Annotated in this window: 12 protein-coding genes; 6 read left to right on the top strand and 6 right to left on the bottom strand. The window is 41.5% G+C overall.

What is annotated here, in order from left to right; genetic code table 11:
* Positions 1-79: 79 nt before the first annotated feature.
* The 3 genes from HMPREF9944_RS11110 to HMPREF9944_RS11100 form a co-directional block, all read right to left on the bottom strand.
* A complete protein-coding gene (locus HMPREF9944_RS11110; RefSeq protein ID WP_008566398.1) occupies positions 80-568 on the bottom strand; it encodes a DUF3408 domain-containing protein in 489 nt (162 codons plus the stop codon).
* Between the two features lie 4 nt (positions 569-572).
* Positions 573-1,553, bottom strand: coding sequence for a toprim domain-containing protein (locus HMPREF9944_RS11105; protein WP_008566397.1), 981 nt, complete (start codon positions 1,551-1,553; stop codon positions 573-575).
* A gap of 209 nt (positions 1,554-1,762) precedes the next feature.
* Positions 1,763-3,199, bottom strand: a complete 1,437-nt coding sequence (locus HMPREF9944_RS11100) for a VapE domain-containing protein (protein ID WP_008566395.1) — start codon at positions 3,197-3,199, stop codon at positions 1,763-1,765.
* 476 nt (positions 3,200-3,675) lie between these two features.
* Here HMPREF9944_RS11100 and HMPREF9944_RS11095 point away from each other — a divergent pair, with 476 nt between their 5' ends.
* From HMPREF9944_RS11095 to HMPREF9944_RS11075, 5 genes are all read left to right on the top strand, one after another.
* Positions 3,676-3,966, top strand: coding sequence for a helix-turn-helix domain-containing protein (locus HMPREF9944_RS11095; protein WP_008566394.1), 291 nt, complete (start codon positions 3,676-3,678; stop codon positions 3,964-3,966).
* Complete coding sequence (locus HMPREF9944_RS11090) at positions 3,963-4,265, top strand: helix-turn-helix domain-containing protein (RefSeq protein WP_008566393.1); 303 nt, start codon at positions 3,963-3,965, stop codon at positions 4,263-4,265. Before HMPREF9944_RS11095 ends, HMPREF9944_RS11090 begins: the two co-directional genes overlap by 4 nt.
* Before the next feature lie 185 nt (positions 4,266-4,450).
* Positions 4,451-5,086, top strand: coding sequence for a TetR/AcrR family transcriptional regulator (locus tag HMPREF9944_RS11085; protein WP_081475834.1), 636 nt, complete (start codon positions 4,451-4,453; stop codon positions 5,084-5,086).
* A 4-nt stretch (positions 5,087-5,090) separates the two neighbouring features.
* Complete coding sequence (locus tag HMPREF9944_RS11080; protein ID WP_008566391.1) at positions 5,091-7,505, top strand: TonB-dependent receptor; 2,415 nt, start codon at positions 5,091-5,093, stop codon at positions 7,503-7,505.
* Positions 7,506-7,532: 27 nt separating this feature from the next.
* Complete coding sequence (locus HMPREF9944_RS11075; RefSeq protein ID WP_008566390.1) at positions 7,533-8,720, top strand: YncE family protein; 1,188 nt, start codon at positions 7,533-7,535, stop codon at positions 8,718-8,720.
* Between the two features lie 358 nt (positions 8,721-9,078).
* On the opposite strand, the gene HMPREF9944_RS11070 is transcribed toward HMPREF9944_RS11075, so the two are convergent.
* From HMPREF9944_RS11070 to HMPREF9944_RS11060, 3 genes are read right to left on the bottom strand one after another with little or no spacing between them, the layout of a single operon-like run.
* Entirely contained in the window at positions 9,079-9,480 is a 402-nt protein-coding gene (locus HMPREF9944_RS11070; RefSeq protein ID WP_008566389.1) for a hypothetical protein, read from the bottom strand.
* Positions 9,477-10,721, bottom strand: a complete 1,245-nt coding sequence (locus HMPREF9944_RS11065) for a site-specific integrase (protein WP_008566388.1) — start codon at positions 10,719-10,721, stop codon at positions 9,477-9,479. The genes HMPREF9944_RS11070 and HMPREF9944_RS11065 overlap by 4 nt, the downstream gene beginning before the upstream one ends.
* 12 nt (positions 10,722-10,733) lie before the next feature.
* Complete coding sequence (locus HMPREF9944_RS11060; protein WP_044113687.1) at positions 10,734-11,963, bottom strand: site-specific integrase; 1,230 nt, start codon at positions 11,961-11,963, stop codon at positions 10,734-10,736.
* Between the two features lie 60 nt (positions 11,964-12,023).
* Here HMPREF9944_RS11060 and HMPREF9944_RS13220 point away from each other — a divergent pair, with 60 nt between their 5' ends.
* Positions 12,024-12,176 (top strand): hypothetical protein, encoded by a 153-nt coding sequence (locus HMPREF9944_RS13220; RefSeq protein WP_216594340.1) that lies wholly within the window; start codon positions 12,024-12,026, stop codon positions 12,174-12,176.
* Positions 12,177-12,483: the final 307 nt, after the last annotated feature.

Raw genomic sequence — 12,483 nt, 5'->3', positions numbered from 1 at the left:
ATCATATTTTAATGCGATAGTAGGATTAGAGCGGGAAATAAATCTTTTGAAATTCATCCCTCGCCCCCCCTCCTGCGGTTTATAACCTCCTCCATTTCTCTATGTCCTCACCGTACTCCTCCAGATGGAGGCGCACGATGTTCTCCACGAAACTTGAGAGGTTGCTGCCCTTGTCGCCCAACCTGCGGACGATGAAGTCCGCACGCTCTTGTGTCGCCCTGCTCAGATAAACCGCCTTTCGGTCGTTCAATTTGGACGGAACAAGGAACGCCTGTTTGTAGGCTTCGAGCGTTCCCCGTCTCATCTTGGCACTGATGCGCCGTTGAATGGTTGCATCCTCTGTGTGCAGTGTAGGTTCGGATGGCTCGGAAGCTATTACTTCTCGGCAATCTGTTTCCTTTGATGGCGCTTTTGCCTGTGGTTGTTCTTCCACCTCGTCTTCTGTATCTCCCAAGTAGTATGTAAGACTTTTCCTTTCTGTTCTTTCATTACTTTCCTGTCTGTTCATGTTGAACGCTTCTTTTATGGATTGGTCTATCTCCTCTCTGCTTGCTTTCATCTTTTTCATTGCTCTATCGTATTTTTAGTTTGACTTGTTTTACCTTATTGCTTGTTTTGGGTGTTTTCTCCAACTTTTTCTGTTGCTCACGAACACGGCTGATATGATATTCGTTGAGGTCTTTGAAGTCTCTATAATACACAGCCATATCTTCTACCTTAAAGCCTGCGTTTATTAACTCTTGTACTGCTCTCTGTCCTGCATCGTCATTATCAAGAAAAACACGAATGGAGGTTATATTCCTCTCGTTCAGGTAGTGAATACTTCTGGCCACATTGCTCACAGAGTTCATCACAAGGCATTGATTGGTTATTTCACCTTTCATTGAAAGAAAAGAGAGAAAGTCCATAAAGCCCTCGAACAGACAGACGGGCTGTGGCTTATTCTCAAATATCGGGGTTATATCTTTTGGGGCTACCGTTCCTTTGAACGTCTTGTCGTTCCGAAGTTCATAGCCGCCGGAGAGGTTGGCAAAGCCAATGGCTTCGTATCTTCTTCCTCTTACCTCATAGCTAATAGATTTGAGAAAGGGCAATGCCTTTACCAAGTTGATGCAGCGTTCATTTACAAGGTACTCCTGTAAATGTGGCGGCAAGATGTCTGATACTTCTATCAGTCTCCTCGCCCCGTTTGCCATTTCCTCTTTTGGTAGTCTGATACTGCCATTGCTGCTGTATGCCTTCTCCTTTGAGGGTTCGGCATTGTTGCACGCTATATCAAAGGAAGTGGTCTGCCCCAAACGGTGGATGGCTTCCGAGAGCGTGCAGCCCTCCAATCGCATACAGAGGTCGATGATGCTTCCACCCCTGCCTTCGGCATAGTCTATCCAAAGGTTCTTTTCTGTGTCCACCTTGAAACTCGGATGTGTTTCTTCACGAAGTGGTGAACAGTACAGGGCATAGGCAGGTGTCCTGCGTATAGGATTGATGCCTTTCCTTTCAAGATACGCCACAATGGGGTATCGCTTGATAAGTGATAAATCTTCTTCTTTCATTGTCATAAACTTTAAATGGTTGGATAATTCTTATTTGAATAATAATGGTTGGTTTGAATGATATTTGAATGCCGTTTGAATGAAATTCTCTTTTCCGAAGTTTTTCCCCTTCCAAACTTTTTCATCTTTCTTCTTACTACATACTATTTCAATATAAGTAATTGATAATCAGTAATAGATAGTGGTATATGGAGATACTACACATTCTACTACATCTGGCTACTACAAGTTTGAATGAGTGGACATGGCAAGATTTTTCTAATCTTGTAGACATAGATGGGATTCCCACCGTTTCTTCGCTTACTCATCTTTATATATCCTGCTTTCTTCAAGGCTTCGCCCATACGTTTGGCAAGAAGTGGCTGGTGGGTATAAATACCCAAATAGGTGAGTATCTCCGTAGTGGTCATTAACAAATAGTTTTCGTCCTCCGTTGGCTTCTCAAAACAACGCAACAAGAGTTCCATCTCTGCTGTCTGTACTTGGAAGTCCTCGCTCTCCCGATACAGTTCGGCTATCTCGTCATCGTCAAACCAATAGCGAAAACCTGATTTGAGCAAGGCTTTGGCTTCTGCATAGACACTATCCATTGAGATGGCCTTTGCTCTTTTTATGTCAATGGACAAGACCTCAAAGGGCAAAAAACGTCTGCTGCCTGTCGGGTCTGTAAGGAAGTCGTTGCCATTCACCGATGCCACGAAGCTCGCCAAGTGAGGATGTTCCTCCACATATTTGTCATAGGGCATGCGATATTTAACCATCGGACAGGTAATGAGGTTTTTCAGTTCGTTTTCGTCCCGTTTGTTGAGGGCTTTGAGCTGGTCGTCAATGTTTACGATAAGATTCTGCCCGATATAGGTAAGTGTGTCCTTCTCCTGCGGATATATCTTTCCCGTATAACTGTAACCGTGCAGTGCCGGCGGACAGAGCAAATCAAGAAATGTTGTCTTGAACTTGCCCTGCTCGCCTGTCAGCACAAGACAGGTGTGGTTACGGCACTCACGGTCGTCCATTGCGTTGGCAACCACTGCCACGAGCCACTTGGTGAGATATTGTAACCACTTATCAGAGTTGCGCACGACTACGCAACTTGCCAATTCGGGAATGGCTTTCAGTGAAAGATAAGACACATTACTATCCCTGAAACTTTCACCATCACAGCTACTGCTATCACCTATATCAATCAGTGGCAATGCTTTGAAATATTCCTGCACGGGATTGATACGGGGAGAGAAGCTGCTTTCAATGATGGAATAGAGGTTGTCAGGAGATGTAATAATCCCCACATCGTTATCAAGTTCCCTGCGGAGCGTATTGATTTCATAACGACCGACTTTTATAAATATGCCGCTGTTCCTACTTCGGTATTCGGTTCTGCCCAATACCGTGTTGTATCTGAACTCATAGTGTGTGGAGAGGTAGTTTTCTATCTCTGCGTTCTTGGATGAGCTACCTCTGCGATAAGGATTTCTTCTGCTGTTTGTATTGCCTGCATCTGCGTTCTTTTTCATTATTTCCTTGAATTGGTTTCCAAGAGTGAAGTTAGGGTGAGAATGCGTAATTTCCAAGCATTCAGAGCTTTCTTGCATAATGTTGCATCTGTCTGCTGTAAAATTCTTAGGGAAACAGGCAGCTAAGAAGAGCATTATCGTCTCATTAAGCAAAAAACGGATGACAGGAAAGATAGGTTAGTAGAAATACGGATGTCGTTGTTTGCTCTCAGATGCGCTCTTTTGCTTTGATTACCTTATTAACCTCATTTGTGCAGTGGCAAGAACATCAATCTGTCTCTTTTGTCCTTGTTATAGTGCAACAAGCTGCCACTTGAATGAAAAGTGATGGAATAAGAAATATCCAATATTAATTTTGCATAAGACAAGCTGCACTCGGCAAAGGATAAGTAAACTTTCCTCTGCACTCGCTTGGATTGTCTTTGCAATGAAAGAAAAAAGACGGGGCAGGAAAACGCAAATGTGAACCGATGAAACGGATTGCTCTTTTCCCGATTGTTCCCGATACTTCCCTGCTGTTCCCCACGGCTTTGAGAGGCGTACGTACGCCATTACCTTTGCCAGCAGAAACAGGAAAGAACTGAAACAACAAACAATAACAAAATATGATTATGAACTATTACGTCATTACGGAAACCAATTGGGCAAAGCTTCGAGATGAAATCTTGAGCCTTGCAGAATGCTGCCACAAGGCATTCGGAGAGAAAAGTAAGCATACGGACTGGCTGCACAACGGTGATGTGTGCCGGCTGCTGAACATCAGCAAGCGCACCTTGCAGCATTATCGTGATACGGGTGTACTGCCGTTTACGCAAATCGGGCACAAGTGCTATTACAAGCGCGAGGATGTGGAAACATTGCTCCTTACGAAGTCGAACAAACCTAAAAACAAAATGATATGATGGAAACAGCAAGGGATTTGAACATGGAAACGGACGAGATGCAGCTGGTTGTCTCGGCATTGAGAGGTGTAGGTAAACGAATAGTGGAAGTGGCGCAGACGCACAAGCCACTCTTTGCAGGCGAGCTTTTCCTCACGGGTAAGGAAGTGTGCGAGCGGCTGTATATCAGTCCCCGCACCTTGCAGGACTACCGAGACAAGAAGATTATTCCCTACACGCAGTTTGCAGGAAAGATACTCTATAAGGCTTCGGACTTGGAAAGGATGTTGGAGGAGAATTACTATTTTAAGTCCATTTGAGTTTAGTATTATAATTCGATTAAAAATACTTATTAATAAGTATTGCCAGTATAGAATTCTTCCCATACCTTTGTATCCAAAATTGAATTAATGATAAAAAATATCACACAGCCGCATAAAGGCAACAATAAAAGGAGCGTACTGTTTTTAAACAGTACGCTTTTTTTTATGAACAAAATTGAACGATGTCCGTTAATAAAATAGTAATGAAAATATTAAAAGAAGATATAAGAAACAGAATTGTCACAGCTGCCCGCAATGAATTTATTAAAAATGGTTTTAGAAAAACTTCGATGCGAACAATTTCTGCAAAATCGGGAGTTGCCTTAGGTAATATATACAATTATTTTAAGACAAAGGATGATATTTTTTATACTGTCCTTAGACCTTTACTTATAGTCTTGGATGAAAGGATGTCCTCCTATCGCATAGAACATAACAAAATAGATAAACTTCACTTCTCTATACAAAATCAAAAAGATTTGCTAAGAGAAACGCTTAAAATAATTTTCTTATATAAACAAGAATTAAAGTTATTACTCTTTGAATCAAAAGGTACTTCTGTAGAGTTTTTCCGTGAAAATTTTATCGAAGAACAAGTTGCAATAAGTAAAGAATATATTGATCAAATGCAAAAAGTCTATCCACAAATACAAACAAGAATTTCATCACTATTCTTTCGGATTTCCTCTTCCACATGGGTAACGATCATCGGAGAGATTGTCTCAAGCACAGAAATCTGCAAGGAAGAAGCAAAACAGGTCTTATCTGAATACATACGCTATAATACGGCAGGATGGCGAGAACTCATTAATCCATAAAATTATGAACAGATTATTCATCGTAACGATACTGTGTTTGTGTACAACAGTTTTGTCTGCCCAAAATATATTACGTGGGAAAATCATAGATAAAGAAACAGGACTTCCCATATCTGGGGCATACATATCAATCAAAAATACAAAACAGAAAACAGTTTCTGACAAAACAGGCAATTATCAAATTGACATTCCCTCAAATGGAACATGTATTGTTGAGGTTTCATTTGTTGGATATAAACGAGTAAGGCAAGTCATTGTGTTAAACGGCAATATCACAAAAGACTTTTTCTTAGAATCATCAGCGAACATCCTTAACGAAGTTGTAGTGAGGGGATCTTCCCAGCAGGCGGAAATAAACCGCATTCGGCAAAGTCCTATGGCTGTAACCGTAGTGGACGGATCCAAGCTGCGGGGACGTTCAAGCGGTATAGAAGAAATTCTTACACGCACGTCTGGCATCAAAGTAAGAAAGACAGGCGGATTGGGAAGTGCGTCGCGCATATCTGTACATGGTTTAGAAGGTAAGCGTGTCGCCGTATATATTAATGGTTTTCCACTCAACAGTCCTGACGGTTCTTTCGACATCAACGATATTCCAATAGATGTGATCAAATATATAGAGGTATACAAGGGTATTGTGCCTGCAGAATATGGAGGCGACGGATTAGGAGGAGCCATCAATATTGTGACACGTGAGGATGAATGCGACTTAGTAGGATTCACGCAGGAATTGGCATCATTCGGAACATCCAAGACACTTACAAGTGCTCAAAAGCTTTTTGCAAAGTCTGGCATATTATTTAATGTTGCTTTCTTTAAGAATAAATCCAAGAACAACTACACGATGTCATGGCCAGTATTCGAAACAAACCTGCCAGTCTCAGAATACAGAAAGGTAAGACGAAATAATGACTATTATGACGCAGAATTCTATCATGTCGGCATTGGTTTTAGAAAGTTATACTTCGATAAACTGGATTTGGAATGCGCCTTCTACAGAAATAAAAAAGGTATACAGTCTCTTAACTTTGATTCGCAGCATGCCTATATGAAAGGCTTTAATATAATGCCCACTTTGCATATAGAAAAAGACGACTTCATCTTTAAAGGTTTGGAAATGAAATCATCCCTTGTTATTCCTATTATACAAACGAGCCTGATAGACACAACAACAACAAGAAGACAATGGGATGGAACCATCACTCAGGCAATGGGGGAAACAGAAGATAATCTTCTTAATGAATCCAATAACCGGCAATTTGAATTACGAAACAAATTTAATTTAAAATATACATTTGGACAACATACATTCAACATAAATGATCAACTTGCTCTTTCAGACTACCGTCCTAAAGATGAACGCATGAATGACTATCTCGGGTTCGATCCTAGCTCGTTTCCCAGCAAAATGATTTCAAACAATATCGGACTCTGTCATTTGTATGCCTCTTCCAATCATCGTTTTCAGAATTCCTTGACGATAAGCATTTACTATCTGAAGTCAAAAATCTTTAGAACAAGCGATGCCTTGTCGAAAGCCCAAATGAAAGATGCATCAGCTCCCAAACAAACAAGTGTGAACAAAACGTACTACGGATTTAGTGAGGGAGTGAGCTATGAGTTTTGGAAAGGCGTGAGGGGAAAGTTCTCGTTTTCACACAATGTGAGACTCCCGGATACAGGAGAACTTTTCGGTAACGGAATGAGCATCAAGCCATCAGTGAACTTACTGCCTGAAATTGGAGACAACCTGAACGTTGGAACCATCATAGATACAAGAAATGTGATGGGACTTACCCGCGTGCAGTGGGAAACAAACTTCTATTACATGTATATCCAGAATATGATAAGGCTTTTCCCCGCTGATATCCGTTCCATCTACACAAACTTGGGAAAGACGAGCACGATGGGATTTGATACCGATTTGAAAGTAGACGTGACACCAAACATCTATACATATTTCAATCTTACACTACAGGACATTCGAGACCGGCAGAAATGGTTAAACGATGCAAAAGGGACGGATAATCCCACATATAATAAACATGTACCCAACATACCGTCTTTCTATTTTAACTATGGTTTGGAGTATCATGCAGAAAATTTGCTGGGGCGAAATGAACTATCTAGAATTTATATGGATGTGTCCCATGTCGGAGAATTCGATTGGGGATGGCAAATGAGCACACTGTCCGACCAGCGTAAAAAATGGATTATCCCCTCCAACGATGTGTTTACCATAGGCCTTCAACAATCCTTTTGGCACAATAACATTTCATTGAGTTTCGAAGTTGAAAACATCTTTGACAAGGAGAACTATATGGAATTCAAGATGCCACTGCAAGGACGCACTTTTAAAACAAAATTGCGTTTTAATCTGTTCCGCGACAAAACATCGGGCGGAGCAATGAGTTTGTAATATATTACCAATTTAAAAACAAATAAAATGAAACATTATTTTTTAATCGCAGCCCTTGTGTTGCTATCTCTTGTAGGTCTCACCTCATGCGGAAAGGACTCTCCGGACTTTCCTCCCTCTACAAAATCTGAAGTAGGATTTGTACACAGCGTAAACATCGGAGAAAACACATATATTAGCCTGTTCAAGGATTTGAGTGTTAGTTCACTCAATACAGACAACGCATTGGTGCTTCCGAAGGGGGCATTCACATTCATGTATAAAAATAAGATATATGTGACAGATACAGAACACCTCTACAAGTACATCCCTAAGGATGGAATCCTTGTTCAAGAAGGAAACACCATGCTATTTCCAAGTGGTGCAAAGGCCACATACATCACATTCTTATCCGAGAAGAAAGCCTACGTTTCTTGTCTTGGATTAGGAAAGGTGTGGATTATAGATCCGTCCTCCATGACAAAAACAGGAGAAATAGATTTATCTGGCTATTCCTTGGGAAAGTTGGCTGGCGACAATAATCCTGAACCATGTGCTTCCATCATCAGAGACGGCATCTTATACGTGACGCTCTGCCAATTAAAGTCTGCCTACTCATGCGAGAAGGGGGCACATATAGCCTTAATAGATACCAAGACCGATAAGCCCATCAAAATGATTAGTGACCCTCGTGCTACAATGGCCTCCTCTATGACCCCCGCTGGGGACCCATTCGTGGACGAGAAGGGTGACATCTATTTCTATTGCGTAGCTATGTTTGGATACCAGCCTGGGGTCAAAGAAGGATTCTTGCGCATTAAGAAAGGGGAGCAAGACTTTGACAACTCATATTGCTTCACCCTTGCAGACGTAAACTTAGAAGGAGTAAAGGGGAACAGAACATCGTATGCTTATAATAAAGTGTATGGTGGAAACGGAAAGGTTTATGGATACCTTAACATTCCCGGAGCGGCAAGCAATCCACCTGACTACGTTCATGACAAATCATTTCAAGCCTTTGAAATTAATCTATACAATAAGACTTGCAAGAAGATGAATTTTTCTGGAACTGTAGGCTGGGCCACATCCATCTGCAAGTCTGGCAATAATATCATCTTCGGCATGTCAACAGACCAAGGCATGGGCTACTCTGTCTATCACATGGATGATGGAAGCTATGAAAAATTGAAGGTAAAGGTTTCTGGAGCACCCTACATGTTGCATGAACTTAAATAGTTGCCATAAAATATATTGGATACAAACTCAACATCTGAAAGGATGCGAACTTCTTGATTAGAAACTTTAACCTCCTCAAAACAAGGAAAAGAGCTGTATCGTTACTCATTATAGGGTTTGATACGGCTCTTTTAGTTTATGTGTTATAAACTATAAATTCTCATGGTTGTGCTTTTAGTTTTTATACACTGTCAATTCAGTTTTAATAAAAATCTTTCTTTTGTAGTAGCGTAGTAAATAAATGAAAGAATATTCGTATATCAATAAAAATCTTTAATCCTTTTTCTTTCAACGTATTATACCTTATTGTAGTTATGTAGTAAGATATAATCAATGAAAGAAAAAGAAAATATAATCATCAGGTATCCGTCTTTCCTATTAAGAATATCGGTGTTATTATGGATGTAGGTTTCAGTAATCTCTGACATACATGTTTTCTAAACAGGTGGGCTTCCATGCTGTCCAATTGATAAGACAGAGCGATGATGATAGTGAGCGGATAAAGCGGAGCATATCCTCGCAACCGTCCGTTCACGAATACTTTCACCTCCCCTGCATTTCTTTCACCGGGATGTAGGGTATATGTTTTCAGAAGCAGTTGCAATCGATAATTGAGTTTCCTCCATGTTACACCGAAGAAATCTACCAATTCACTCTCTGTCATTGCTATTTCGCCTTTGCCTTTACGAATAATTTGCATATCGCCGCCCCACTCGAAATAACTGCGGTCTCTTTTCGTTTGATAGTGATAGGCATTCATACGGCTTCCTCCTTCGTTTCCTTTGTCTGATGTTTCCTTATCAACCTGTCCATATCCTCCGAAATCTTATTGTCTGTCACCTGTGCGTAGATTTGAGTACTGGATATAGAGGCATGCCCCATCATCTTGGCAATGCTTTCGATGGGTATTCCTGCACTTAAACTCATCGTACCGAATGTGTGCCTTGCCATGTGGTAGGACAACCGCTCTCTGATACCGCAAGCCTTGCCCACGATGCTCAGCTTTGCACTCATCACGCTACGGCTACAAGCACAGTGAAAGATAAAGTCGTCACCTTTTTCTTTCACCGTCTGCATTTCTTTCATGCTGGGTTGTTCTTCCTTACATTGATTGATGATGGCCTCCGCTATCGGGTGCAGGGGCACAATAAACTCCACCTTTGTCTTCTGCCTTTCTTTACGGATATATTTCTGTCCGTCGGCTGCCGTTTGAATGTGCCCAAATTGCAAATGTTCCATATCAGCAATAGCCAAACCTGTAAAACAAGAAAAGATAAACATTCGTCTTGCCCGTTCTGCTTCCTTATCCATTACTCTCAATGCCATGAGTTTGGCAACATCGCTCTTTTGCAGAAAGCGTATCTTCTGTTCCGTTTTCTCATACTTGGCATTCTCAAAAGGATTGTAACGAATGAGCCTCTGGCTGACCGCACGATACATCAGCCTACTCAGCCAACAAAGATAGCGATTCATGGTTGCTGTTGCCAAACCTCGTTTTTTCAGATAGAAACGGTATTTTTCAAACAAGTCTTCCGTTATAGTGGCTATGACTATATCCGTCATTCCCTTATCCTTTACAAACTCCGTAAGTAACTTATCTGAATAGAGAAGATTCTGATAGGTTCCCTCAGCACTCGATTTGCCCACGCACTCTTTAACGGATTGCAATTCTGCCTTGCTCATGGCAAGGAGCGTTGTTGGTGTGGTGGCTATTCCCTGCAAACGGTTTTTAAGCAGTTCCACACTTACCACTCCGTCCTTTATCAGAATATCCTGATAGGTCTTTTCTACAAGTTCCTTAAACTCGCCGATTCTTTGATTGGTCTTCTTGTCGGTTGTCAGTCCTTGTTTGCTGTTCCACTCGGAGGATTTGCACTGCTCGCCTGTGGTAATGGCGGTACTCTTTCCGTCTATGGTGATACGGCAGAGAATAGCGGTCTTGCCGTCTGCTTTTATTTTCTGTCTGTTGATATAGAATAATATCTTGAATGTACTTCTCATAAAAAATCTTGGTTAAATGGTTAAATGCATATCTTCGGTGAAAGAGAGGAAACGGTTAAACTCCTCAAAGAGTTTCTGTGGTGTAACCTTTGCATAACGTTCGGTCATACTTACATTCGTATGTCCCAGCATCTTGCTGACTGTTTCAATAGGAACGCCCTGCTCCAAGGTGATAAGCGTGGCAAAGGTATGTCTTGCAGTGTGCGAGGTAAAGGGAAAAGAAATACCTGCCCGTAGTCGCAAGGCTTTAAGACAGGACTGATAAGTGGGATATTTTATGAAAGGCAGCAGTGTTTCCCTTTCATCGCTGTACATTTTCTCAATTAACCGAACAGCTTCCGGCAATAACTTGATACGACAAAGCACCCCCGTCTTCTGTCGGTTGAACTTTAACCAAAGGCTACCATTATCATCACGAACAAGATGCTTCTTGCTTAGCTCCATCAAATCACAATAGGCTGCACCGGTATAACAGGCGAAGAGAAACACATCACGAGCAGTTTCCATTTCTTTTTCCAATTCATCAAAGCGGAGTGCCTTCAACTTGTCCAATGCTTCTTGGTCAAGTGCCTTGGGTACTTTCTTGTCTCCCCGTTCTATATGGACTTTGTCAAACAGATGCGTATCAGCCAGTCCCTCACGATAAGCCAGCCTACAGACGGTCTTCAAATCTGCTGCAACTCTGAAAAATGTGCTTTGCTGATGACCGAGTTCACCGAGACAGAACGCCTGCAATTCGTAGATAAAGCTTTCTGTAAGCTGCGAGAAAGCCCAATCCGAAACATGATACTTCTTCTGTATAAACTCCTGCAACCGTTTTCGAGTGGAATGATAGGCGGACATAGAGTCCCTCTTGATGTCTATACCGATATGGCTTTCTTTCTCCTTGATGAGCATTTCCAATCTCTCGATGAGCATACATCGTGCCTGCACACAGCCTTGAAACTGTTCCTTTACATCAGTTGCATCAAATGGCTGTCCTTTGGCAATTAGCGACTGATAGGTAGATTGAATGGAAAGCAACAAGTTCTCCAACCTTCCGTTAATCTCCACCGCCTCACGGCTCTTACCGTCCATCCTGCTCTCACGGGGATTCCATAAATCGGGATTGCAGGAGAGCTTGCAACTGAACTGGGCAATGGAACGCCCAATGGTAATTCGTCCCATAATCGGAGCCTTCCCCGACTTGTCCAAACCGCTCTTTTTAAGGTAGAGCAACACCTTCATCTTCTCTGTTTTCATACGCTTTAATATTTGTGGGCAAAGACAGTGCAAGCGAGTTCCATGAGAGCTTGCTCTCAAATGGACGAGCGCAGCCTGTCTTATGCAAAGTTACCCGAATTAAAGCGTTCCTCACGTACGCAGAAAACTGCCGACCAAAGCAACAGCCACACGAGCGAAAATATTTCAGTTACCGAATGCTGCACCATCGTTACCAACATCAAAACAAGGTAACACTCTGGTAACTGAACTTCTGCTTAAATCTGCATATTTTTACCCTTTACAAATAGAGCAGAATTGTGTAAATCATAGTATTTCCTCCTCATTATCAGTTAGTTTACACCAACTTCGATATTTCCTCATTTTCAATGATTAGTTACGTATTGAGATAAATTTTCTCCCGCAAGGAAATAAATTTCTATACGGGAAGAAATTTTGTGACTCACGGGAGGAGCGAAAAAGAATAACGCGCTCCGAAAAGACGGTTATTCAAATACAAATCATTATCTTTGCAAACAAATGATAAACATTTGCAATAAAT

This window comes from Segatella maculosa OT 289 (genome assembly GCF_000243015.1).
Lineage (GTDB): Bacteria > Bacteroidota > Bacteroidia > Bacteroidales > Bacteroidaceae > Prevotella > Prevotella maculosa.
This window is presented reverse-complemented; position numbering and strand designations above follow the sequence as displayed.